This is a genomic window from Arthrobacter sp. 2MCAF14, assembly GCF_052115645.1.
Lineage (GTDB): Bacteria > Actinomycetota > Actinomycetes > Actinomycetales > Micrococcaceae > Arthrobacter.
Window position 1 is genome coordinate 64,065 of the sequence record NZ_JBFRHB010000020.1, and the last position, 23,682, is coordinate 87,746.

At 61.4% G+C, this 23,682-nt stretch carries 22 protein-coding genes and 1 pseudogene; 12 read left to right on the forward strand and 11 right to left on the reverse strand.

Annotated features, from left to right (window positions below; all coding sequences use genetic code 11):
- Window positions 1-252 precede the first annotated feature (252 nt).
- From AB4074_RS14540 to AB4074_RS14580, 9 genes are all read left to right on the forward strand, one after another.
- Window positions 253-1,695 carry a DUF3375 domain-containing protein gene (locus AB4074_RS14540; protein ID WP_441414005.1) on the forward strand — a complete coding sequence of 481 codons (1,443 nt, stop codon included), beginning with the start codon at window positions 253-255 and terminating at the stop codon, window positions 1,693-1,695.
- A complete protein-coding gene (locus tag AB4074_RS14545) occupies window positions 1,692-2,318 on the forward strand; it encodes a DUF4194 domain-containing protein (RefSeq protein WP_441414006.1) in 627 nt (208 codons plus the stop codon). The genes AB4074_RS14540 and AB4074_RS14545 overlap by 4 nt, the downstream gene beginning before the upstream one ends.
- A complete protein-coding gene (locus AB4074_RS14550; protein WP_441414007.1) occupies window positions 2,315-5,719 on the forward strand; it encodes an ATP-binding protein in 3,405 nt (1,134 codons plus the stop codon). The genes AB4074_RS14545 and AB4074_RS14550 overlap by 4 nt, the downstream gene beginning before the upstream one ends.
- A complete protein-coding gene (locus tag AB4074_RS14555; RefSeq protein WP_441414008.1) occupies window positions 5,709-6,989 on the forward strand; it encodes a Wadjet anti-phage system protein JetD domain-containing protein in 1,281 nt (426 codons plus the stop codon). Before AB4074_RS14550 ends, AB4074_RS14555 begins: the two co-directional genes overlap by 11 nt.
- Window positions 6,990-7,037: 48 nt before the next feature.
- A complete protein-coding gene (locus tag AB4074_RS14560; RefSeq protein ID WP_441414009.1) occupies window positions 7,038-7,304 on the forward strand; it encodes a type II toxin-antitoxin system Phd/YefM family antitoxin in 267 nt (88 codons plus the stop codon).
- Entirely contained in the window at window positions 7,301-7,693 is a 393-nt protein-coding gene (locus tag AB4074_RS14565; RefSeq protein ID WP_441414010.1) for a type II toxin-antitoxin system VapC family toxin, read from the forward strand. The genes AB4074_RS14560 and AB4074_RS14565 overlap by 4 nt, the downstream gene beginning before the upstream one ends.
- Before the next feature lie 45 nt (window positions 7,694-7,738).
- Window positions 7,739-8,503 (forward strand): alpha/beta fold hydrolase, encoded by a 765-nt coding sequence (locus AB4074_RS14570; RefSeq protein WP_441414011.1) that lies wholly within the window; start codon window positions 7,739-7,741, stop codon window positions 8,501-8,503.
- 142 nt (window positions 8,504-8,645) lie between these two features.
- A complete protein-coding gene (locus AB4074_RS14575; RefSeq protein ID WP_441414012.1) occupies window positions 8,646-9,398 on the forward strand; it encodes an ABC transporter ATP-binding protein in 753 nt (250 codons plus the stop codon).
- A complete protein-coding gene (locus tag AB4074_RS14580) occupies window positions 9,391-10,164 on the forward strand; it encodes an ABC transporter permease (RefSeq protein ID WP_441414013.1) in 774 nt (257 codons plus the stop codon). The genes AB4074_RS14575 and AB4074_RS14580 overlap by 8 nt, the downstream gene beginning before the upstream one ends.
- Window positions 10,165-10,283: 119 nt before the next feature.
- Here AB4074_RS14580 and AB4074_RS14585 read toward each other — a convergent pair whose 3' ends face one another.
- From AB4074_RS14585 to AB4074_RS14605, 5 genes are all read right to left on the reverse strand, one after another.
- The gene (locus AB4074_RS14585) at window positions 10,284-10,532 is read right to left on the reverse strand and encodes a hypothetical protein (protein WP_284981184.1); all 249 of its coding nucleotides are present in this window, start codon (window positions 10,530-10,532) and stop codon (window positions 10,284-10,286) included.
- Between the two features lie 17 nt (window positions 10,533-10,549).
- Window positions 10,550-11,281, reverse strand: coding sequence for a hypothetical protein (locus AB4074_RS14590; protein ID WP_441414014.1), 732 nt, complete (start codon window positions 11,279-11,281; stop codon window positions 10,550-10,552).
- Window positions 11,282-11,456: 175 nt separating this feature from the next.
- On the reverse strand, window positions 11,457-12,068 hold the full coding sequence (locus tag AB4074_RS14595; RefSeq protein WP_441414015.1) for a glyoxalase: 612 nt from the start codon (window positions 12,066-12,068) through the stop codon (window positions 11,457-11,459).
- A gap of 90 nt (window positions 12,069-12,158) precedes the next feature.
- Window positions 12,159-12,518 carry a VOC family protein gene (locus AB4074_RS14600; RefSeq protein ID WP_441414016.1) on the reverse strand — a complete coding sequence of 120 codons (360 nt, stop codon included), beginning with the start codon at window positions 12,516-12,518 and terminating at the stop codon, window positions 12,159-12,161.
- A gap of 67 nt (window positions 12,519-12,585) precedes the next feature.
- Window positions 12,586-13,764, reverse strand: coding sequence for a hypothetical protein (locus AB4074_RS14605; protein WP_441414017.1), 1,179 nt, complete (start codon window positions 13,762-13,764; stop codon window positions 12,586-12,588).
- Window positions 13,765-13,880: 116 nt separating this feature from the next.
- Between AB4074_RS14605 and AB4074_RS14610 the strand changes: the two genes are divergently transcribed.
- Window positions 13,881-15,179, forward strand: a complete 1,299-nt coding sequence (locus AB4074_RS14610) for a flavin-containing monooxygenase (protein WP_441414018.1) — start codon at window positions 13,881-13,883, stop codon at window positions 15,177-15,179.
- Between the two features lie 2 nt (window positions 15,180-15,181).
- Here AB4074_RS14610 and AB4074_RS14615 read toward each other — a convergent pair whose 3' ends face one another.
- Window positions 15,182-15,847: a hypothetical protein gene (locus AB4074_RS14615; protein ID WP_441414019.1), complete on the reverse strand. Its 666-nt coding sequence runs from the start codon at window positions 15,845-15,847 to the stop codon at window positions 15,182-15,184.
- A 1,373-nt stretch (window positions 15,848-17,220) separates the two neighbouring features.
- Here AB4074_RS14615 and AB4074_RS14620 point away from each other — a divergent pair.
- Window positions 17,221-17,982 (forward strand): annotated as a pseudogene (locus tag AB4074_RS14620) (FAD-dependent oxidoreductase); the annotation flags it as partial.
- Window positions 17,983-18,821: 839 nt separating this feature from the next.
- On the opposite strand, the gene AB4074_RS14625 reads toward AB4074_RS14620, so the two are convergent.
- The 5 genes from AB4074_RS14625 to AB4074_RS14645 form a co-directional block, all read right to left on the reverse strand.
- The gene (locus tag AB4074_RS14625; protein WP_441414020.1) at window positions 18,822-19,271 is read right to left on the reverse strand and encodes a PASTA domain-containing protein; all 450 of its coding nucleotides are present in this window, start codon (window positions 19,269-19,271) and stop codon (window positions 18,822-18,824) included.
- A complete protein-coding gene (locus AB4074_RS14630) occupies window positions 19,192-19,539 on the reverse strand; it encodes a hypothetical protein (RefSeq protein WP_441414021.1) in 348 nt (115 codons plus the stop codon). Before AB4074_RS14630 ends, AB4074_RS14625 begins: the two co-directional genes overlap by 80 nt.
- Before the next feature lie 844 nt (window positions 19,540-20,383).
- Window positions 20,384-20,734 (reverse strand): DUF2750 domain-containing protein, encoded by a 351-nt coding sequence (locus AB4074_RS14635; protein WP_441414022.1) that lies wholly within the window; start codon window positions 20,732-20,734, stop codon window positions 20,384-20,386.
- 135 nt (window positions 20,735-20,869) lie between these two features.
- Window positions 20,870-21,565, reverse strand: coding sequence for a hypothetical protein (locus AB4074_RS14640; RefSeq protein WP_441414023.1), 696 nt, complete (start codon window positions 21,563-21,565; stop codon window positions 20,870-20,872).
- A gap of 797 nt (window positions 21,566-22,362) precedes the next feature.
- Window positions 22,363-22,908, reverse strand: coding sequence for a hypothetical protein (locus AB4074_RS14645; RefSeq protein WP_441414024.1), 546 nt, complete (start codon window positions 22,906-22,908; stop codon window positions 22,363-22,365).
- Between the two features lie 258 nt (window positions 22,909-23,166).
- On the opposite strand from AB4074_RS14645, the gene AB4074_RS14650 reads away from it, so the two are divergent.
- Window positions 23,167-23,460: a hypothetical protein gene (locus AB4074_RS14650; RefSeq protein WP_441414025.1), complete on the forward strand. Its 294-nt coding sequence runs from the start codon at window positions 23,167-23,169 to the stop codon at window positions 23,458-23,460.
- Window positions 23,461-23,682: the final 222 nt, after the last annotated feature.

Genomic DNA, 23,682 nt, shown 5'->3' on the forward strand with positions numbered 1-23,682 from the left:
GCGGGAACTGCCTGAACTACCAAATGCCAAACACAACAACAGCTACAAGCATACAGGGCTTTGGGCGGATGGCTACTATTTGTTAAAAACCTTCATCTGCCGCGCGCCGTAACGCGCGCCGCCAACTGGACGCCTACGCACACGCTGACCCCAATAATGTCCGGGACCTCGCTTAGCCTAGAGTCACGGAATGCTGCCACTGAAGTGCCCCGTGCATGAACGCGGCCTGCCTGGCCGAAACCAGAGGATCATATGGATTACTACGCAATAAATTCACTGCGTGAAAACCATGCAGGATGGGCCTTGCTTCGCGCCCAGAACGCTCCGCTGGCTGTTCACTTCTTCATCGCCGCGTTTACCGGCCCCAACCAACGGAACATCGGCCGCCAGCAACTCGTCGACATTCTGGAGGATGTGCTGTTCGGCGTCCGCGAGTCCTTCGGTGAGGGAAAATTTCCCCGCCAAGCGTCGGAATACCTCGACGATTGGGCCGATCCGGAGCGGGCATGGCTGCGGAAATACTACGTTCCCGGCGAGGACGAACCCCACTACGATCTCACCGCAGCCGCGGAAGACGTGGTGCGCTGGGTCGAAAACCTGCGCGGGAGGGAGTTCGTAGCCACTCAGTCCCGCCTGACCAGCATTTTCGCCGTACTCAAGACGCTCGTCCAGCAATCCGAGACAGACCCGGAAGTGCGCTTGGCAGAACTGCAGCGCCAGCGCGACGGGATCGACGCCGAAATGCAGCGCCTACGCGAGGGCAACATCAAGGTCATGAGCGCTCCGGAAGCACTGGACCACTTCCAACAGCTGACCACTTTGGCAAAAGACTTGCTCTCCGACTTCCGTGAAGTCGAACAAAACTTCCGGCGGCTGGACCGCCAGGTGCGCGAACAGATCGCCACGTGGGATGGCAGCCAAGGCGAGCTCCTCGACTCCATTTTTGCCAACCAGCAGGATATTGGCAGCTCTCTGCAGGGGCGCACCTTCCAGGGATTCTGGGACTACCTCATGTCGCCACAACTCCGGACGGAGCTACGGGACCTTCTGCAGCGGGCCACACAGATCGAAGCACTGTCGCGCATGGACAATCTCCATGCCGTAGCCAATCTCCACCAGGACTGGCTCCCTGCCGTCGAGCAGACACAAGCCACTGTCCGCCAACTGTCCCAGCAAATGCGCAGGCTCCTGGACGACAAGGTCTTCCTGGAAAACAAGCGGATCATGCAATTGATCCGAAGCGTCGAGTCGACCGCCCTCACCACCCGAGCCCAACCGCCGTCGGGCATTTTCATGGAGATCGCCGCGCCGTCGGTGGACGTCGCGCTGCCGTTCGAGCGTCCCCTCTACGAGCCGGGCAGCAGGGTCCTGGTGATGGACGACGTCGTCACCGCCGACGACGCCGATGTTGACGCCGGCGCCTTGTTCAGTCAGTTCTATGTGGACAAAGAGCACCTCAAGTCCCACATCGATGCGGTCCTGGAAGACGCGGACCAGGCCACGTTGGCTGACATTACCGCCGCCTATCCCCTGTCGCAGGGCCTGGCGGAGCTGGTTGCCTATTACCAATTGGCTGCCGAGTCGGAATGGGCGAACATCAACCCGGAGGCGACGCAGCAACTGTCCTGGTCCCTGCCGGACGGAAGCATCCGCGAAGCGACAATCGATCAGATCATCTTTGTGAGGCCTGCATGAACACCATCATGGAACCGACCACCCGCACTCCCGAGGAACTGCCCGGCGTCGTCACGAGGCTCTTCAAAGGCGTGGTCTATTCCGAAACCGACGAGAAGATCTGGCAATCGCTTTTGGCCTTGGCCTCCCAGGTCCGCGACTACGTTGCGGTCCTCGGACTGGACCTGATCCTGGACGAATCCGAAGGCTACGCCTTCCTCAAATCGCGGGAGGACCCCGATGTCACGCTCCCCCGGCTTATCCCCCGACGCCAACTGACCTTCGATGTCAGCCTGCTCCTGGCCCTCCTGCGTGCCCGGATGCTCGAGTTCGACACGAATAGCAGCGAGACCCGGCTCATCATGACGGAACAGGAAATCGCCGACATGGTTTCGGTGTTCCTGCCCGAGTCCAGCAATGAGGCCCGGATCCTGGACAAGCTGGGTGCCAACATCAAGAAGGTCGTAGAGCTCGGTTTCCTGCGGAAATTGCGCGGAGAGACCGGCACCTACGAGGTGGCGCGCATCCTCAAGGCGTACGTGGATGCCCAGTGGCTGGAAGAGTTCGACGCCCGGCTGGCGGACTACCGCCGCTCGCTCACCGGGCAAAAGCCCGCAGCTTCAACGGAAACGGAAGACGCATGACCACCGAGCTGCAGGACGGCCTCTTCACCTTGGACGAGCTCCCGGCGGGGCAAAAGGACGACGGCGCCCTCCCGGGCTTCCGGCTGCACCGCCTGGAGCTGCTCAACTGGGGAACATTCCACGGCGGGGTCCGCACCTTCCGTTTGGATGGCGCCAATAGCCTTCTGACCGGCGACATCGGTTCGGGGAAGTCCACGGTGGTTGATGCGATCACCACGCTCCTGCTTCCTGCCAACCGGATCGACTACAACAAAGCCGCGGGCGCCCAGAAACGCGAACGCACGCTCATGTCGTACGTTCGCGGCTTCCACAAGAGCACGCGCAGCACCGGCGGCGAGTACTCCAAACCCGTGGCACTCCGGGCACCGGGAGCCCTCACGGTAGTCCTCGGCGTCTTCCACAACGCGGTCCTCAAGAAGTCCGTCACGCTTGCCATCACCCTCTGGACAATGCAAGAAGCGGGCCAGCCCAGCCGTTTCTACTCGCTGGCCGAAACTGAGCAGTCCATTGCGGAAGACTTCGCCAACTTCGGACAGGATCCGTCCAAGCTGAAAAAGAAGCTTCGTGCCGCGGGCGTGGCCGTCCATGACACCTTTGACCCCTACGCCGCGGCCTTCAAGCGTCATTTCGGCATCAGCGGCAACCAAGCCATGGATTTGTTCCACCGCACCGTCTCCATGAAACAGGTGGAGAACATCACCCATTTCGTGCGGACCAACATGCTCGAGGACGATGACGTGAAGTCGCGCATCGACAACCTCATCCACCACTTCGACGACCTCAAGAAGGCCCACGAGGCCGTGTTGAAGGCGAAGGACCAGATCGGCTTGCTGAAGCCGATCCGTGACGGTGCCGCAGTGCATGAGCAGCTGAGCGGCGAAGACACCCTTGCCCGGCAGCAGCGCGACCAGTTGCATCCGTGGTTCACGGATCAGCAGCTGACGCTGAGCCTGGAACACCAGCGGGAGCTGGAAAACACCGGGGTCAAACTACTGGAGGACAGCACCCAGCTCAGCGCGGACATGTCGCGGCTGCGCCATGAACTCTCAGTGGTCCAGGAGGACATCCGAACCAACGGTGGGGGCCGGCTCGCCGCGATCGACGCCGACATCGCACGGCTGGAGGAAGAGTCCCGCTCCCAACGCAAGCGCTTCGAGCAATACTCCGCCGCCGCCGTCGAACTCGGTTTGAGAATGCCGGAAGACCGTGTGCTCTTCGACGCGAACCGGGCGCGTCTGGACGAGGTAGAACAGGAGCTTATTGCCGAGTCCGGTGCGTTACAGGAACGCCGCACCGGATTGACTTTGGAGCGGTCCGAACTCAGCAGCCGCAAGTCAGACATCGACGCCGAACTGGCTAGCCTGCAGTCCCGCCAGACCCTTCTGCCGCTCGCCCAACTGGAGCTCCGCCGTCGGCTGTGTGAGGGAATCGGCGTCGTTGAAACCGCCCTGCCTTATGCCGGCGAACTGCTGCGGGTGCGCGACGGCGAGTCGGAATGGGAGGGCGCGGCGGAAAGAACACTTCGTGGTTTCGCGTTGTCCCTGCTGGTCTCTGCCGAGCACTACCCGGCGGTCAGCGCTTGGGTGGATTCCAATAACCTCCGGGCCAGGTTGGTCTACCTGAGGGTCGGAGATTCGAACGCGCCGCGGCCTGCCGAAGCAGGGACATTGGCGGCGAAAATCGCGATCAAGCAAGGTACCCCCTTCCGCACTTTCCTTCTGGACGAACTCAGCACCCGGTTCGACTATGTCTGCTGCGAGACCATGGAGGACTTCCGCCGCTACCCCAAAGCCCTGACGGTCAACGGCCAGCTCAAGGGCGGCAGGGGCAGGCATGAGAAGGATGATCGCCGGGATCTGGCGGACCGGCGCAATTACGTGCTTGGTTGGGACAACCATGACAAGATCACTCGTTTCCTCGCCGAGCGGGACGAGGTGGACGGCAAGGTCAGCGTTGTCGAAACCCAGCTTGGCAAAGTGGACGTATCCCTCGGCTCTCTCGGGCGCCGGAACCAGCAGCTCGGAACGATTCGCTCTGTGGCCGATTTCGCCGAGATCGGCTGGCAACTGACCGCGCGGCGGATCGAGGATCTCAAGGCGGAAAGGAACGAACTCCAGTCGGCCAGCAGCGTGCTGCAGCAACTGACGGCCAAAGAGACCGAGGTGACCGGGAAGCTCGGACGCTTCGAGGAGAAGTCCAACAAAATCCAGCAGCGACTCGGTGCCAATGAGAAGGACGCCAAAGATATCGCTGCGGCGATCGAGGAATGCCGCCTGGCGCTGCTGGAGCATCCGCTGACCGACGACGACGGCGTACTGGCCGCCGTCGCGAGGCTCGCCGCCGAGGTGCTCGGCGAGAAAACACTCACGTACAAGAACACGGGCACCGCCGAAAGCTCCGTCCGATCGGGGCTGACCGCGTCGATCGATGCTCTCACGAAACGCATCGCGACGGCGGCAGCATCTACCGTTCGCTTGATGACGGAGTTCCGCGGCAAGTACCCCAACGAAACCACCGACATCGACGCCTCGCTGGAAGCAGCCCAAGAGTTCAACCGGTTGCTTGAGCAACTGGAGAAGGACGATCTGCCGCGATTCGAGGCGCGATTCAAAGAGTCCCTGACCCAGAACACCATCCACGAGGTGGTGGCATTCAACGCCTTCCTGGACGGCCGGCGCCAGGACATCGTGAGTCGGATCGGTGAAATCAACGTGTCCTTGGCGGGGATCGAATACAACCCGGGCAGGCATATCCAGTTGGAGCACCAGAGCTCAACGGACTTGGATGTGCGCCAGTTCGGGATCGACTTGCGAGCCTGCTCGGAGGGGACTATCGGCGACGAAGACCAATACTCAGAGCAGAAGTACCTGCAGGTGGAGAGGCTGATCGAACGCTTCCGTGGACGGGAGGGATACACGGCTCTCGACGAGCGTTGGACAGCCAAAGTAACGGACGTCCGGAACTGGTTCACCTTCTCAGCCTCGGAAAAGTGGACCGAGACCGGCGAAGAATTCGAGCATTTCACCGACTCCGGCGGAAAGTCGGGCGGCCAGAAGGAAAAACTGGCTTACACAATCCTCGCGGCCGCGTTGGCTTTCCAGTTCGGGCTTGCATCCGGAAAGAGCGTGGGGAAGGGTGCGGCGAAGGGGCGCAGCTTCCGCTTTGTGGTCATTGACGAGGCGTTCGGCCGCGGCTCGGACGAGTCCGCGCGGTACGGCCTGGAACTCTTCCAGCGCATGAAGCTACAGCTACTGATCGTCACGCCGCTACAAAAGATCCACGTGATCGAGCCTTTTGTAGCACACGTGGGCTTCGTAGCGAACACCAACGGCAACGACTCCCAGCTCCGAAACATGACCATCACGGAATACCGCGAGGAACGGGATCGCCGTGCCGGCTAAGGGTTCTGCCGGCTCATCTAAATCCGCCGGTGCAGCCCGGACCTGGACCACGCTGGCGGGGCTGCGTTCGCTCTCCACCGCCGCGTGGGACCGCGGGCAACTGCTACGCGAGGCGCTGGAACCAACGGAAGCGTACCCCCGCCGTCGTGCGCTGAAGCGGCCCTCGGCCGCCGAGCTGCGGGACGACTATGCCGCCGCACGGGAGTGGGCAACTGAGTTGTTCGCCTCGGTGGGGACCTACACTTTGGAAACCGTCGACGTCGGGCGGACCACGATCGGTTCCAACCACCTTCCCGCCGCGGCAGTGTTCGCGAGGGTGGAGGACGAGGTTGCCTTCGCGGGCAAGACCCGGGAGCTGGGGCAGGTCCGTTCACTGGCCGAACGGCTTGCCGGTGTGGATCCGGCACTAAGTGCCTGGGCAATGAGACGCCCCCTTCAACTGCTGGCTCTAAGCGATGCCGCCCTGACCGCTGCGCGGATAGCGCTGTGGCTGAGGGCGAATCCCGGACCGGGGATCTATCTGAGGCAACTGAGCCTTCCCGGAGTCCACACGAAGTTCATCGAGACTCATCGGCGGGTCATTGATGAAATGCTGGCCGTACTGCAGCACAGGCCGCCGGAGGATGATCCGCTTGAGGCCGGTGTCCATGTTTCGGACGGCGCTGGCCCGCTGCTCAGCCCGATAGCGCGCACACCGGCAGCCCGGTTCGCCGAGCGTCATGGTTTCCTGCATCCGCCCGAACTAGTGCGCTTCCGGCTTCTGGACCCCGACATTCCGCTGTTGGGCGACGCTCGCGACGTTATGGTCACGGCAGAGGCATTCTGTACGCTCCGGCTCCCCGTCACCTCTGTGCTCATCACCGAGAATCTGGTGAACTTCCTTGCCCTTCCGGATCGACCACAGTCAATGGCGTTGTTTGGCGCCGGCTATGGCTTCTCAGCGCTGCGGGACGCCGAGTGGCTACTGGACTGCGAGGTCCTGTACTGGGGAGATCTGGACACACACGGCTTCCGGATCCTGGATCAGCTCCGCTCTGTTCACCCGCACGTGTCCAGCGTTCTCATGGATGAGGCGACGCTGCTCGACCATCGGGAGGCCTGGAGTGTGGAGGCATCGCCGTCGCGGGCCCAATTGGCGAGGCTCACCCCAGAAGAAGCGAAGGTCTACGAGTCGCTGGGAAACAACCGCTACGGAAGCGGCGTCCGCCTGGAACAGGAGCTGATCCGTTGGGACTGGGCGTTGGAACGGATTGCTGCCGGGTCTATCTAAACGAAATCGCGTCTCCAGGGCAGTGCTACGATTGCTACGGAGGCCAAAATGACCACGATCCCGCACCGCGAGCTCCGCAACAACAGCAGCAAGATTCTGGAGCGCGTCAAAAACGGCGAAATCATCGATGTGACCAACAACGGGGAAATTGCGGCCACGCTCATTCCGCCTTCCTCGTCGCCGTTCGAACGGCTGCTGCAGTCAGGCGGCGTCCGCCCTGCCGCCCAGAGTCCCGTGGATTTCAGGCTTGTGCTCCGCATCAAGAGCGAGATGAGCACCTCGGACATGCTGGAAGATCTGCGTGGCGATCGGTGATCACTTACGTGGACACCTCGGCAATCCTCAAGCTTCTGGTCGACGAACCCGAATCTGTCGCGGTCGCAGAGTATCTTTCGACGTCCGCAGCAACAGGACACCGCCTTGTAGCTTCGATGCTGCTCTACACCGAGCTTCCTTGCGCGTCGCGGCGGCGGGGACTAGGCGCAGAACCAGTCAATACCGTCCTGAGCGGAATCAATCTGGTGGACATCGCCCGTTCCGATCTGATGTATGCCGCCGCGCTTCCCGGCAGGCTGCGGAGCGCGGATGCGATCCACCTGGCAACCGCGATCAGGCTCCAAACTGATCTGCTGGTGGCCTACGACGGCGAACTTCTCGCCGCCGCCCTAGACGCCGGGATCACGGTCCTCTCACCCGGAAGATAGCCCTTCTCCCCTCCCTTGGCGACCTAACCGGCGTAGAGTTCCGCCATGGAGCCGATTCGGGTCGTCCTTCTTCCCGGGAGCGTTCTTCCCGCCCAACCCGCCTACGGCGCGCTGATCGAAGCGCTGGGTCCCGACGTCGACGCCGTCGCGAAGGACCTGGAACTGTACGACGGCGATAAGCCGCCGCCGGGCTGGACCCTGGACACCGAGATCGAGGGGGTCCTCCGCGAGGCCGACGCCCGCGGCTGGGAAACGTTCCATTTGCTCGGCTATTCGGGCGGCGGGGCAGCGTCCTTGGCGTTCGCCGCCAAGCATCCACGGCGACTACTGAGTCTAACCCTCCTGGAGCCGGCGTGGGCGGGAAGCTGGGACTGGAGTCCGGCGCACACCCAACTCTGGAAAGAATATGAAGCGCTGGAATCGCTGCCGCCCGATCAGTTCATGGCCGCGTTCATGAGGCTGGGAGTGAAGCCCGACGTCGTCCTTCCGCCACCGCCCGAGGGCGGACCGCCGCCGTGGATGGCCAAGCGGCCTGCGGGGATCAGGGCATTTCTGCGGGACTTCAAGATTTACGACCTGGATAGGGCGCGGCTCGCTGCGTTCGATAGGCCGGTGTTCTTCGTCCTTGGTGAACTGAGCAACCCGGACGACTATGGCGAGGTCGCCGAGCGATTGTCCACGGTGTTCCCGGACTTCCGCCTCGAAGTGTTCCCGGACCGTCACCACTTCGATCCCCCGCACCGGATCGAACCCGAGCGGCTTGGCGCGTTGCTCCGGGACCATTGGGAACGTGCGGATCGGGTTGTTTAGAGCGCTGTGTCTGCTCTCACTAAAACATCAGGTTCCCGGATATAGACTCATCGCAATGGCGCCCTGCCACGGGGCCGCTTGGCCACCCTGAGAGGGATGCGGCTCGATGAGTGAAGTGAATGTGCCGGCACAACGGCCGGTTTTGGACATCAGCGACTTGCGCGTCGCGTACGGCGCGCGGACCGTCGTCGACGGTGTGAGTTTTCAGATTCACCGCGGTGAGATCTTCGGCCTGCTGGGCCCGAACGGTGCAGGGAAGACGAGCACACTCAGCGCCATCGAAGGGTTGGTTACGCCGAAATCCGGGCGGCTGCTGGTGGACGGAATCGACGTTCAAGAAGAGCCTCTGGACGCGAAAGCGCGGCTCGGGGTGCAATTGCAGTCCTCCAGTTTCCAGGCCGAACTGACTATTCAACAGGTCGCGAAGCTGTACGGCGGGCTTTACGGAGTAAAGCTCTCGCGCAAGCAAATCGGGACGAGCATGCGGTCCATAGGGCTTGAAGAAGAACTGGGCAAAAGATTCAAACAGTTGTCCGGTGGGCAGCAGCAGCGGCTTGCATTGTTCATTGCGACGATTCACAACCCCCTCCTGCTCTTACTGGACGAACCGACCGCAGGGCTGGACCCTCAGTCACGCCGCGGACTATGGCGTCGCATCGAGGAACTCCGGAGTGAAGGCAACAGCATTCTTCTGACCACGCACTCGATGGAGGAGGCTCAGGCCGTGTGTGACCGGGTCGCGATCATCGATCACGGGGTACTGCTCACCATCGGCAAGCCGTCGGAGTTGATCGACAAACACAGGGACGATCCGCGGGTGCTTTCGGTCGCCCACGGCGCACCGACCTTGGAAGACGTGTTCATCGGACTGACAGGAAGTGAGATCCGTGACTAACACCCGCGTCGCCACTGTCCGCCCACCGCGCGGCCTCGCCATGGGCTCGTTGCTTCGCGCGGACTCCATTGTGATGCTCAACAGTAAGACTTCACTTGTCTTGAGTGCCCTGCTGCCGGTCGTCATCCTTGTGGTCACAAGCTTTGGCAAAGCACAATCACGGCTCGGCGGGTCAAACCTCCTCATCGGACTGGCGTTGACCCTTGGACTACTCACCTCGTGCCTGCTCGGTTTCACCCTGGCCCTAGCCCACGACCGTGAGATCGGTGTGCTGCAAAGGCTCCGTGTCACCCCGGCGCCCAACTGGATGATCATGACCAGCCGCCTTGTCGTGCAAATAGCCACCAACCTGCTCGCGTCCATCATTGTCGTGATCGTCGGCTCTATCGTTCACGGGCTCACGCTCAACATCGGCGAATACCTCTTGGTCATCACCATTGCGGTCCTCGGAGCGGCTATGTTCCTGGCCATCGGACAAGCCCTGGTCGGCTTGGTTCAGTCCGCCAACGCCGTCAGTGCGATCGGCCGGTTGCTCATGATCTTCCTGCTGCTCCTCGGCCTCCTCGGCGGCAGCGGCATCCTCGGGGATGCGATGCAAACCGTCGCGGACTGGTCCCCGGTCGGAGCCCTCCTGGCACTTTTCTCGGATGTCCTGAGCCAGTCTGCTTGGAGCGGTCAGGACACCTATTCGCTCTTGGCCTGCGTGGGATACGTCGTCGTGTTCGCCTTCATCGGAATCCGCTGGTTCCGTTGGGAATCGCGGTAGCGTGATCAGCCGCGGCTGGGGACGAGCCGCGCCGTCGCGCCCCCAACAAACCCAAGGATGAGAAACCGAGCACCAAAACGAGTAATGCCAGGGACTGCCGAACAGTCCCTGGCATTAAGTTAGGAAATCGAAGGTCGCTTCCGATGCTTCACGTTGGTTGCGATCCAAGCTACCGGACCGATGAGCGGAATGAACAGGACCAACAAGAGCCAGAGAACCAGTTCCCGCTTCGTCAGACTCCCGGCGCTGCGCGCGAGCACAATCAGGGCCCAGACAAAGGCGACTACTGCAGCCAAAGCCAGCACCGTCGCTATGACTTCATATCCGGTTGGAGCGAGAACGTCGTTACCAGTTGAGAGAAAAAGCACGGCTTCTCCTTCGCGGTTTAGGTGTTGACAAAGGTATCACTTACCAATCCCCAAGGGCCTTGGACTACTTTCTGAAGTGCAGATCGCTGGCCCAGGTTGATTCCGTTGACCCAGCCGATGGCCATCTGCCAAGTAGCCTGGCAGACACCGTTATTACCGCTGAGGTACGACGACGGTGTGGACGACATTCCCCGGAGTGGGAAGTAGTTCGTGTAGCTTGGCACGCAGGAATTGACGTTGGTTATGCGCGTCAAGTTGAAGGAGAAGTTCATGTCAAGCCTCACTCGAGTGAGTGTGATCCCGAGCAATGAATACGAGTACTGCGAAACCCGATCAACGGTGGGCGCCGCCGCCAGAGTGACAGCTCCGGACACGGTTGCTTTCGAAGTAGCCACCTTTTGCGATGTGGACCTGCTCACCACCACATCACCGCCATGCAGCACCTGCACGTCCCTCGCCGAGGACGCCCGTCCCATTTCAGAAACAACACTGGTCAGGAAGCCTGGGTCATTGAGGTAGTTGACCAGTCTCTGCTTCTTCGTGCGTGGGAGGCCAACGAACCGCTCGTAGTTTTCCTTGGCCTCCGTGGCCAGAAGAGCACTCTGAGCAAGGTCGCTTTCGAATTGGGCAATCGTCAGCGTCCCACCAGCTTGTCCAGTCTGGACCGCCGGGGCGGCCGTCGCCGTCGTAGCGACCGTGAGACCCATCATGGACCCCAGGACAGCCGTCGCCAACGTGCGTGATTTCAATTTTCATATCGACTCCTTTGCGAGGCGACACGAGGGGACGATCCCCACGTCGTCCCTGCCGAGGCTACCTGCGATCAAAGGTAACTTGTAGTCGACTATCACTTTCGTTATGGATCTGCGGCCAACAACGACACCAGAGCGAAGATTGTGACCGAGCCGAGACGTCGAGCCCGCCTCACGCTGAGGCGGCCTCCCACGCGAACCCGTCCGGGTCGGTGAACGGGCCGGCTGCGCTGCCGATCGCGAGTCGGTGCGAGCCGGTGCCGTCCGGAGAGACGCCGGCGTCCTTGGCGAGGGCGCGGCGCGCGTAGAGCCCGAGCTGGACGGGACTCGACGGCATGTCGAACTCGACGTACTTTCCGAAGCTCTTCCCAACGGCGAGGCCCCGGTCGCCGTAGAACCGTTTGCTCGCGGCAACGTCCGCGACTGCCATCAGGAGCACGATCTTGTCGACCTCCCGGGTGGCCGGACCGCTGTCCTTCTTCGCCGACGTCGCGACCTTCCAGATCGCGCCATCCGGAGCCTGAACGACGCCGCCGTAGCCCCACAAGGACTTCGCCACTGGCTTGAGCGTCGTGGCACCGGTTTCCACAGCGGAATCGATGAGACTGCTGACGGTGGACGGCTGTGACACTACGAGCGACAGCGTGAACCCGCGGAAGCCGTCAGTAGGAGCATCGGAGGCCCGCACGCGCACACGCGGGCCCAATCCGAAGGCGGCGTCGTAGAAAGCGGTGGCGGCCGCAGGGTCAGGAACTTCGAGGGTGACTGATTTGATGGCGGTCATGACAGGTCCTTCAGTGAGTGGGTTGCTTCGTGATTTCGACTTTATGCCGAGGCCCCACTGACCGCTTCTCCGATCCTGACCGATACTTAATCAGTCCAGGCAGAGGCACAAAGGATGACCGGCCGGATCAAGGAACACACGGAATGTCGTTCCCGGCTGGTTTTCGTGCTTGGTCGCGCCGAGCTCGAGCACAGCTGCCTCGGCGGTGTCGAGGTCATCGACCACGACGTCGAGGTGCATCTGCTGCGGAACCTCCTGGCCGGGCCATTGTGGCGCCCTGTAGGACTCAACTTTCTGGAAGGCCAGCGAATCGCCGTAATCGGCGCGGACGGACCACCAGTCGTCGTCGTTCCGCTCGATTTTCCACTCAAGAAGGGCGCTGTAAAACTCAGCCAGGGTCTTGGGGTCGGGGCAGTCGAGTACGACGACGGGGAAGCGTGCGATAGCCATGGCCAACACTCTAGGACCGATTCAAGAGGATTGCATCAGGTTCGTTCGCCTGCGCGAGCTGTCCCTCTCAGCGCGAAGGCATGGGCGTGGGGGTCGATGCTGGAAGCGCTGCGAGGTTCCTGTAGAGATCCGAGTCGAGCGTGGTGTGCCCATGGTCGTCGGTGACGTAGACCTCGAACGTGAAGGTGCTGTCGTCGTGGTCGAGCGTGAACTCGATCGTGGGGTTCTTTACGGAAATTGTCCCTTGGGAGACGATTCGGCCGTACTTCTGCTCCGGAACACTGAGGTCCGTGCCGTGCTGCGCGGGGTCACGGATGAAATATCGAACCGTGTACGGCGCTGACGGCAGGGACCGTATGGTCGGGAAGAAGGTGAAATTCCTCGTGCCGCTCGCCGGATACACCATCGCACGCCACTCGAATGCGGTGACGGCGGGAGTGAGCGCGTCGTCGAGGTCGCGGATGCCGGTGCGGTTCGTTTGGGCGTCGGCGCTGCGGTTGTCGACGCTGCTGCGGCTATGGCCCAGGGCTTTGGCGACAGGTCCGAGTCCGACGCCGAGGCTTAGACCCAGCCCGATCGAGACGACCGGGAGGAGGATCGCCCACATGAGTGCACGGCGCCGCAGGCCCGTGCGCACGGCCTGCCGGTGCATCGTGAGTGTGTAGGGTAGGACGCCTGCGGGCATGGCTCTCGAGTACGGGCTGCTGCCCGAGCGGGTCCAGGCCTCAATGTAGGCGGCCCGCGGCGGCAGCGAAGCTTCCGTGCCTCCGACCGGGTTCCAGTACGACAGGAACGGCAGCGGCAGGTCCCGAAGCCGGTCGTACGGGTCCTTGGTGGTGAAGGTCGGCACCATGCGGTACTGAACTCCCCCGCGAGCGGGGTACTGGTGTAGGTAGGCATGGAAGTCCTCAAGCTGCATGCGTGAGACACGGACCTGGACGACGAATGCCCTCGTCACGATCGCCTCGTCCCGCGTGAGCGTGACCCACTCGCCCGCATGCCAGAGCACGACGGCGCCCGAGATTGCCGAAATTACCGCTACCGCCAGGATGAGCGCCTCGACCCAAAACGGGATGATCGTGCCGTCGCTCTCGTTGACGAGGATCGAGCCGGCGACCGCTGCCACTGCGATCACCACGAGGCCCGCGCCGAGGGCGGCACCAGCCCAGCGCGGCATCCGCAGCGCACGAATCTGGGCTGGCAGATCATCCTCGCGGAAGTGATCACCGGAATTCGGAACGAACATCGCTACCCCCACCATCCAACGGGAAAGGCCCCGTGGACGATGCTCCCATATGATTCCACCTCCCGCACCCGACTCTCCGGGCGTAAAGTTCTGCCAAGGGACCGGAAGGACCGCTCATGGAGACTGACCAGCCCACGGCCGCACAAAAGAACAGAGCCGCACAACAGAACCGCCCCCTCGAAATCGACACGCTCGTCGTCGGTGGAGGCCAAGCGGGACTGGCGACGAGCTACTTTCTCAGCCGGGCCGGCGTCGAGCACTTCGTCCTTGAACGGCGGGCCGCGCTGGGTGGCGCGTGGCAGGATCGCTGGGATGCGTTCGTGCTGAACACGCCGAACTTCTCACTGGACCTGCCGGGCATGCCTTACGTGGGACCGGAGCCGGAGGCGTTCATGGCGCGTGATAACGCCGTGCACTATTTCCGGAACTATGCGCGGAGGATCGACGCCCCGGTCCGGACCGGCACGGAGGTCACGCGGATCTCGACGTCGGATGGCGGCTTCAGCGTCGAAACGTCCGACGGCAGCTGGCGGGCACGCAACGTGGTGCTGGCCACCGGCGCGTATCAAATACCGAAGGTCCCGGCCCCGGCCGCCGGACTTCCCGCGAGCGTACTGCAGCTTCACACGCACGACTACCGCAATCCGGAGCAGCTGCCCGACGGCGCCGTGCTGATTGTCGGGACCGGGCAGTCAGGCGGGCAGATCGCGGAAGACCTGCTCGCGGCCGGACGTGAGGTGCATCTGGCGGTGTCGATGTGTCCGGAGGCGCCGCGCCGGTATCGCGGGCACGACATCCTCTATTGGCTCCTGCAAGCTGGAATCCACGGGCCCGAGTACGGGGTCAACGCCCTGACGGTCGGGCAGCTGCCCTCCCCCGCGGCGCGGTTCGCCTGCAACCCCCTGCTTTCCGGTACCGACGGCGGCCACGACATCCATCTCCGCGAGCTCGGCCGTAAGGGCGTCCGGCTGCACGGGCATCTGGAAGCAGCCGACGACGGCGAACTCACCTTCACGGACGACCTCCCCGAACGCTTGGCAACAGTCGAGGCCGGGTTCGGCCAACGCATGGGCCGTGCGCTCGACGCCTACATCGCCGCTGCGGGCATCGACGCGCCTGAACACCTGCCGGCGCCCGCGGACGACTGGCTTCCAGTTGCGTCGCCTGCCCTGCTGAACCTGGCCGCCGAGAACATCAGTTCAGTACTCTGGGCCACCGGTTACAAACTGGACCTCGGCTTCGTGGACATTCCCGTCCTAGACGCGTGGAGCTACCCGCGGCATGTCCGCGGCGTCACCGAGCAACCGGGGCTGTATGTGGTCGGCCTGCCGTGGCTGACGGGGCACTACTCATCGATCGTCGGCGGAGTGGGTGTGGACGCGGAGTATGTTGCGAGGTGCGTGGCAGGGCGGTAAGCCTAATCTTCCGAGACGAGCGCGTGATTGGGCCGGATGTAATAAGCCTCCAAATCAGGATCGCCCAGTATTCCACCGATCAGGGATGATGAACCTCCGATGAAGACCGAGCGAGCATGGATGTCATTAGCGACGCACCACGCCCCATCGAGAGGCAGCCAGTTCACGGGCAGACTTCCGCCAGGACGGTCCTCGATGGATTCCAGCGCCAGTTCGAGCGGCCCCCGAAACACATGAAGTCCCCGCCCAAGACCATTGACAATGACGGGCGAGGTTCGAACTTGGCTGTTGAGGTCGCCATATCCCTCCCACACCAAAAACAAGCATTCAGGTGACGGCTTGGCACCCTTGGATAACCTGGAAACCAACCGTTCGGCAACGACGGAATCAACAGAACCGTTCTGGGGTTCGTAGACTTGATTCGGATCGGGACCGCACGCCGCGACGATCTCGCTCCATTGGGTGGCACCGTCAACCTCAATTCGGTCACCGGCAAGCTGTGACCAGCGCAGACGTCGACCAGCTGGCGAAGTAGCGGGATTCAGCACCCGGGCATAAGCGCGATACACAGGAGGGATTAGGCAGGCCAGCGATCCCATAGGCTTCCCGATGGTCTGCTGTAGGAACCAATCGATGCGCGACTCCGAGTCCGATTCGAGGTGATCCATCAAAGTAACCACACTTTCACATTCGCTTCCCAGAAGTTTAGCTTAAATCAATTTCCAGAACCCAGCCAATGATATTAATGAAGCGCTCGGAGTTAAGGTCTGCCTCGGCTTAGAATTCTGAACTGACAGATACAACCACTTTTCCTTGTTGAGGAAAAACATCCTCAGTCAACTCGATATGAATCGATTCTTGATCCCTCGATGATCTGCATTGGCCGATTTTCTCGAAATGGCAGATCAAAGTCCTGTCAGGCCGGGTCAGGGGATCCACATCTGAAGCTGATCGATGGAATATCGCGACTTGCAAAAATACTGGATCCGCTAGTCCCTTAATGAAGAATCGGCGAGCTAATGATGGAGAAGCCCGCAATGACTCCGGAACCGTTCCAGTCTTGTCAATCCTCTGAGATCGTTCCCGGGACTTCCAATCGAGTACATAGGCTTCACGCTCACTGCCTGCATAATTCAGTACCGGCGGTTCACTTGGAACATTTTTGAACCCTTCAAGACCGACAGCTGACTCTTCCGCACGCGGACGGTCTTGTTGACTACATCCCTGGACCGCAGCGGTCGCTCCAATAGTGGCTGCGACCGCAGCGATCCCAAGGGTTGGCCTTAGGAGTCGCAACCGAAGCGTGTTGCTATGTCGCTGGACGTTCGCGCAATGTAGTTGATGCCTCCGATGTTGACCCTATGATAACCGTTTCCCCGGTAGGTTTGTTCGGAGTTATTACCGCAAGTGGCCTTGGCATTGACATCTAGTCTTGCAAGGCGGTTGTATGCCTCGCCGCTGTTGAAGGCCGACCTGTGCCAGAGTCCGAACCATCCGGCTTTCATGATCTCAGCCCCCACGATCTGATATGAGGGCGCCCTGGAGCAGTTCTTGATGCCAGCGTGGACCGATGACATTCCACCACTGAGGTGGACCCTTTCCGTGTAACCCCCGCATCCATAGGGATTGCCGTTGATTGTGGACATTGTCAGTAGCGATCCAGGTCGTGACCCAGATGTCAGCGCGGAATATGAGGAGTCGCTAAAGACGTCTTCGGCCTTGCCTGAACCAACAGCCGCAAGCGCTGGTCCCACTCCTGAGCACCCAATAATCCCCGCAGTAATGGCGGAGATTATTCCTCGTTTTAAATTTCGATTCAATGCTCTCTCCTTTGATTCTTGCCAGCACGGTTAATGCATGAAACCGCGAGTCTCTTGTCTTGACGACTCACGCCCCAATCGAGAGGTTGGGACAACTCTAGCCCCGGAGAATGCCACTGAGTGTTGAATCTCCGGGAATTGAGTGGTCATAACCGCAAAATTGAGTGTGTTCGCTAAAAGCACCTAGATCTTCTCTTCAGAATCCAGGTCGGGGCCGCGCGCTCCCTGACGGCGCCGTGCTGATTGTCGGGACCGGGCAGTCAGGCGGGCAGATCGCGGAAGACCTGCTCGCCGCCGGGCGTAAGGTGCATCTCGCGGTGTCGACGTGTCCGGAGGCGCCGCGCCGGTACCGCGGGCACGACATCATCTATTGGATCCTGCAAGCCGGAATCCACGGACCCGAGTACGGGGTCAACGCCCTGACGGTCGGGCAGCTGCCCTCCCCCGCGGCGCGGTTCGCCAGCAACCCCCTGCTCTCCGGCACCGACGGCGGCCACGACATCCACCTCCGCGAACTCGGCCGCCAAGGCATCCGGCTGCACGGGCACCTGGAAGCAGCCGACGACGGCGAACTCACCTTCACGGACGACCTCCCCGAACGCTTGGCAACAGTCGAGGCCGGGTTCGGCCAACGCATGGGCCGAGCGCTCGACGCCTACATCGCTGCGGCGGGAATCGATGCTCCTGAACAGCAGAAGGCGCCCGCGGACGACTGGCTTCCCGTTTCATCACCGGCGCGCGTCAACCTGGCCGCCGAGAACATCACCTCGGTGCTCTGGGCCACTGGCTACAAGCTCGACCTTGGCTTCGTGGACATTCCTGTCCTGGACGCCTGGAGCTACCCGCGACAAGTCCGCGGCGTCACCGAGCAACCGGGCTTGTACGTGGTCGGGCTGCCGTGGTTGACGGGGCACTACTCGTCGATTGTCGGCGGGGTCGGCGTGGATGCGGAGTATGTTGCGGGGCAAGTCGCGGGGCGGTGAGAAATGGTTGCAGTAATCCCCCCGGTCACCGTGCATTTCATCGTGCGGGTCTTGCCTACATAGCCGCGATCAGCAGTTCCGCGGGCCGGGCCGGCGGGTTACTGCGGCACGATGATCGACCGGCTTACGGGCATCCTCCCCCGCCCCCGGTTGTTCATCCGTTGGCTCTTTTTTCGATCCCGGGCTCCGCTCGTAATACAGCTTTACGCCGATTCCTACGGCTACGAGAACGGCGAGTAGCCCACCCACCGCAATGCGCCAAGGATCGAATTCTGGCCGGAAAATGATTGTCCCTACTATGAACAGGAACCCCACCGCTTGAGGCCAGGAAAGTATGAAGTTCCTTCGCATGCTTCTTCTAAAGCAGAGCGGACGCGCGGGAAATCGCTCTTGAAGAAGGTCCGCCTTGACATGTTCGGAACCTACATCGCAGTACCCGCCCGTGACAGGCTTCCCGCTTTGGGGGCAGCTACCGTCCGCTGCGGGTTCCTTTGCGGAGTCCTACAGAAAAGCGTTCTTTGGGTCGCACCACGTGTGCCTGGGAAATATGCCTGTCTGAAGGCCTCGAGTGCCATGCCTACAAAGGCCAGGACACCCATGCTCATGTACATGAAGCCCATGAGCTTAATCGTCGGAACATCTGCGAAAGCGAAGCCTTCCGGCGGTATTCCTTTGCTCTCTTTGTACATAAGGGACCAGCCAGTTGCCGCGCCGTTGACGTCCCTGAAAATGCAGAGGCCAAAAAGGAAGATTGAAAGTCCAATGACAGACCGATGAGTCTCGACACCGCTGCGTTTCCCGGACAAGGATGGGGGCGGGTCCCAAACGGTGGAACGGGGCTAAGGTCGACTGGGGATTGACGGCGGTGCGTAGCCAGCGGGGAACCCTGACGAAACGGTCAGAGTGACTACAGTGCTGGTTGTCATCGGCGTCCCGGGCGCGGGCGATTCTTGGTAGATAACGCCGGCCGGGACTGACGTGCTTGGCTCGCGGTCGACGATGAAGAGGGTCGGATTCCCATTCATGACCGTCGTAACGGTCTCGGCGGTGATTGGCAGCCCAGACCATATCGGAACAGTGGTCGGAGCGCTGCTCTGAGCTTTAGCCGTCGAGCCGAAGTACAAAAACCCCGCCGCCCCGATTACCGCAGCCAAGGAAGCCACTCCTATCGGCAAGAGGAAACGGCGACGACGCGTGACGCCTTCGACGTCAGAAGTTGTAGAAGACATTGACCCATCCCGTGAACGTGTGTGAGGAACTGTAGGGGTTCGTGAAGTTGACGTACGCATAGCCGCCCCGGAGCGTGTTATTTTTATCGGCGTTGTATCCGCCGGAGGTCAGGATGATGTCCCCCGCGGTGAAGCTGTTGCCGTTCAGATAGATGGCGGCGCCGCCCTCGTAAGCGTTAGGGCCGAGGGTATGGCTGAAATACGTTGAGTAGTGGCAAATGTTTCTCGTAGCTGACGCCGACGGTGCAAGGACTGCACTGCCCGCGCCGATGAGCGTCAGTGTCGCACCTATCGCAGCAATCCGACGATGACCTAGGACCTTCTTCATCAGCATTCCTTGACTACGAATACGTGGTGATTTTGCGAACATGAGTCACTTCTTGGACCTTGATGCGCACTGGAGACGTCAGGATTCACGATCACGATTCATGATGCTTCCCTTGATGTCGCTCACCGTATTCCGGGCCAACATGCGCGTCAATAGATAACCCCAAAGAATTTAGGAATCTTGAAGAGCTAGGAAACCTACGAGGCCGTGGAGGAACTGAACGGCGATTAGCGCAGCTTCAGACGCTCAGTGGGGAGACTACCCCCGGTTTTGTTGACTCCTTCGCCTAAGGCATTGGGTGACCGCAGCGCGCGGCAAAGGATCCCTTTGCGGGCCGCGTTGCGACGACTCACCTGGCAAAGAATCGGCCTTGCCCCTGACGCGTTCTGGGATCCATCAGGTAGCCAAGCTCCTCAAGGCAATCCAATACCTCGTTGGGGTGATAGGTCCAGAATGTCCACCAGGTCCCGTCCCGCCGCAGGAATCCCAGACCGTGAAAAGCATCTACGCCCCTCATCGTCCGGTAAACCAGACGGACGTCATCCCGTTCCAGTCTCCATGGGCCGAAGAACCTGCCTAGCCCATGCCGCGCCCGGAACTCCAGCTGCTCCTTTGTCGGCACGAGAAGGATCCATGGCGTGCCTGCCCTGAACTTTCCGGGGATAGCGAGCCCTCCCCTGAATTCCGGCTGCATCTCCATCTCGTTCCAATCCACCTCAAGGTGCTTGCACACCACCGTACCGGCTTGATCGGGGAAGGCGATTGTGGCGTTCCTGCCCGATCCTGTTCCCCAGGCGATCCGCCCGGATGGGGATCCTTCAGCGGGCAGTCCGACAATGGGGTCCTATTCGCTGGCCTCGAGTCCAGCGCGGACCTCGCGTGGCTGAACGTCATAACCCGTTGCGCGAACGCCCGACCAGTTGAGGCCCACGAGAATTCCGTCTCGGTCGAGCCCGTCAATCCACTTCGTGCGCCACACAGCAAGGGGGATTGCCTCTACTTCGAACCCTCGATAGGCCGCAACGGTGCTTACGACCTTCTCGGCTCTGCTTTGGAGCGACCAGAACGGCATGCTGCGTTCGCCATCTCTGTTGACGGGCGCAGGGAAGCCGCCCGAATCATGGATTCCCCACACTTGCTGGTACAGGATGATCTCTTGGTAGAAGCAGCTCGCCTGAGCCGCGCTGATACTCACATGCACAGCCTAAATCACTGCCCTCAACCGAGTCCGACCAAAATTCCGTCATCACACGAGCGGCCGCGAGGGCCCTGTCAGGGATCTTTTACCGGACAAATCGATGCCAAGTCGGACTCAGCCTGCGCAGCACATCTAGAGCAGCAGCAGGCCGTCGGTTAGCGACTTCCGCAGCCGCTCGTGTCTGTCTCCCGAAGGCCAGCAGGCAAAGCCGCCGTTCCGGAATATCAGGTTTAGATACGACACAAACGACATGTCATTCTCAGCGGCGAAGACGCCGTCAGCTCGACCGTCCGGGACCCGGAATCCATATGGCGCACCGCCGCTGACGTTTGCCTTATGCAACCGATCAGGCGCAACCGGCAGCACGAAAGACCCAACAGCCGAGTCGTCCCGAGCCTCCTCTGCCCAGGCCTCGTGCTCACTGAGGAAGTAGCTGGAGGTCGATTCCCCGGAATACCTTGTTCCCTCGAGCTCGATCACAAGCGGATCCGCCGCGGATGACTCGCCCCATTCCGGATGCGTGCCAACCAGCCACACATCGCCAACAAGCCGGATCCATGACGACAGAACCAACGGCACCGGACCGAACCGCTCCTCCACCCAGGCCGCAAACTGTGAAGCACGGACGCTCGCCGGCTGGAACGGAACGACCGGAGTTCGCGCATCATCGTTGGAATGGAAGACATACCCCTGCGATTGCAGGCGATTCACCAGGAGCTCGATATTGAACCGGACCCGGAGAGCCATCTCGTCGCACACAGCCTGCGCATCTGTCAGCGCGCTCGGGTCACGCACATTCGACCCGAGCCGCCCCAGCTCCGCCCACACGCGTTCCCGATCGCCCTGCCGGTATCGGTCCGCCCAGCCCCCAACGCTCATAAGCAACGATTATCCACACCCGGGCCCGTATCTCGATGATCGAACCAGTTCCGGAACCTGCTCGCATGCACGGGAATGCGTGCTGAGGGATCCTGGTGTGTGCGGCGGCCGTCGTCACTCGGGCGTGAGGAGTTCCGATGCGGAGGTGAGGGCCTGCGGCCCAGGGAATCTGGTCTAGTTCCTGGGAGAACCTGGACCGTTTGCGCCTCGGATTTCCGCAATTCGAAGCCTTAGGAAGGTAATGGTAAGTATTAGCACCCAGATGACAAGCACGGCGACAGCGACTATTACCACAAAGTAGAAGCCGATCAACAAGCTTCCAATTCCTCCAAACATTACAGACACCTTTACCCCCGGGATTTTCCGACCACGACTGGCCGCGGAAGGACTCAAGACCGCTCAATGTTCTCACGGCACATGTGGAAAGACGGTCTGGGCTGGCGCGGGAAAACTGGGAGTGGCGCGAATATTTCGCCGTCGAATCCGGCACGGGGCAGATCATGGTGACTTCGATTCTGATCAAGACGAATATTTCCACTCATTCGGGTGGGATCATGGACGGCCCAGCCCTGTTCCCGGACCACGGCCCCGCACGCTGAGGGATCCCACGGCGAAGGCCCCGCATTCATTGGACGATTTGCGTACGAGGTCATGCGGATTTTCCCATTGGTCCGACATGGCCGATCAGGGATGCGTCTCGCTAGGTATAGGTCCCGCTGACCCGAGCAGCTGAAAGCCGGCGCCTTTTATTCGCCGGTAATTCTTACTCCGGCGACGGCCCCTGTCCAAGGACCATTCGGGTCGTGTCGCATCAGCGCTGCTCCGACGTATCCGTCTTGCAGCTCGACAACCTTCGAAGAGACGCCGGAGCAATCAAGATCGAGTGACAACAGCTGCTCCGACGCTGGGCCGGAGATGACCATCTGCGCGTTCGGGATGCCCACGCAAGCCGCTGTGACGGCATACCGGCCAGCGGTCGTCACTTTTCCGGCTTTGCTGAAACCAACGCCGGGCCCGTCGGCAGGGCCGGAGTCCTCAAGGAGTGCAGGCCCTCGGGCCGTTGCAAGGCGCTTCTGCAACTCGGCGTAGTTGCGCGTTTCGGCCCCCAATATCTCCGGGCCCTTGGTCGGGGCAGAAGGCGCGGGGCGACTGCTTTGCTCGGCGGCGGCTGTCCGTGCCGGATCGCCGGCACCCTCATAGGCGCACGCTGCCAGGCCACCTGACATCAGCATGCCCAGCACCGCCACCGCAGCAGCAGTACGGACCGGTCTCGTTCCCCCACGACTTGACATGGGCAGAGTCTACGGTCCGTCCGCCGAAAGACAAGACACACTCGTTCCGCAGCGCGTGTTTTGTGGCGTCGGCGTTTGCTCGCTGGCACCCCAGAAACTGCCAGGCCATGGGAGCACCAACCTAGGTTCATTCCTTCGGGACTGCCACCGGTTTTGTTGGCTCCATCACCTAATGCGCTGGGTGACCGCAGCGCCCCGGTAAAGGATCGGCTATCGGGCGCCCCATGAAGGACACTTCTTGGCGCTAGAGTTCGGTCCATGATCGTTTGGCTCAACGGCACCCACGGGGCGGGAAAGACGACGACGAGCGCGCTCGTGCAGCAATTACTGCCCGACGCGCGCGTCTTCGACGCTGAGAAGGTCGGTGAGGTGCTCATGGAAATCAAGCCGGGGCTTCCTGCAACGGACAACTTCCAGCATTGGGAGCCGTGGCGAAGGCTCGTCGTCGAAACGGCTCGACGAATGCTCGAATACACCGGAGGCACACTCGTGATGCCGATGACTGTCTTGGTTGAGAGCTACTGGCGGGAGATTAGCGATGGTCTTACCTGACTTGGCTCACGGGTCGTGGTATCGGGGTCGGCCGGGGCTCTGACCTGCGGTGATGTGTTCGGATTGGTGCTTTTTCACGCACTGATATGTAGGTCTGGTTGTCAAGAGTGCATGGATGAGCGGCTCCTGGGTTTTGTTCCGGAGGCCGCTCATCGTGTACCGGCCGGTTGTGGTGTTGTGCGGGCGAGTCGTTTTTCCGACTGCAGTGTCAGGCTGACATTC

Bases quoted from the DNA above. Each gene is read 5' to 3' on its own strand.
- AB4074_RS14560 (WP_441414009.1), top strand. From the start codon at position 7,038: ATGACCACGATCCCGCACCGCGAGCTCCGCAACAACAGCAGCAAGATT.
- AB4074_RS14650 (WP_441414025.1), top strand. From the start codon at position 23,167: ATGATCGTTTGGCTCAACGGCACCCACGGGGCGGGAAAGACGACGACG.
- AB4074_RS14600 (WP_441414016.1), bottom strand. From the start codon at position 12,518: ATGGCTATCGCACGCTTCCCCGTCGTCGTACTCGACTGCCCCGACCCC.
- AB4074_RS14540 (WP_441414005.1), top strand. From the start codon at position 253: ATGGATTACTACGCAATAAATTCACTGCGTGAAAACCATGCAGGATGG.
- AB4074_RS14570 (WP_441414011.1), top strand. From the start codon at position 7,739: ATGGAGCCGATTCGGGTCGTCCTTCTTCCCGGGAGCGTTCTTCCCGCC.
- AB4074_RS14550 (WP_441414007.1), top strand. From the start codon at position 2,315: ATGACCACCGAGCTGCAGGACGGCCTCTTCACCTTGGACGAGCTCCCG.
- AB4074_RS14605 (WP_441414017.1), bottom strand. From the start codon at position 13,764: ATGTTCGTTCCGAATTCCGGTGATCACTTCCGCGAGGATGATCTGCCA.
- AB4074_RS14545 (WP_441414006.1), top strand. From the start codon at position 1,692: ATGAACACCATCATGGAACCGACCACCCGCACTCCCGAGGAACTGCCC.
- AB4074_RS14615 (WP_441414019.1), bottom strand. From the start codon at position 15,847: ATGGATCACCTCGAATCGGACTCGGAGTCGCGCATCGATTGGTTCCTA.
- AB4074_RS14645 (WP_441414024.1), bottom strand. From the start codon at position 22,908: ATGTCAAGTCGTGGGGGAACGAGACCGGTCCGTACTGCTGCTGCGGTG.
- AB4074_RS14630 (WP_441414021.1), bottom strand. From the start codon at position 19,539: ATGAAGAAGGTCCTAGGTCATCGTCGGATTGCTGCGATAGGTGCGACA.
- AB4074_RS14595 (WP_441414015.1), bottom strand. From the start codon at position 12,068: ATGACCGCCATCAAATCAGTCACCCTCGAAGTTCCTGACCCTGCGGCC.
- AB4074_RS14610 (WP_441414018.1), top strand. From the start codon at position 13,881: ATGGAGACTGACCAGCCCACGGCCGCACAAAAGAACAGAGCCGCACAA.
- AB4074_RS14625 (WP_441414020.1), bottom strand. From the start codon at position 19,271: ATGCGTACGTCAACTTCACGAACCCCTACAGTTCCTCACACACGTTCA.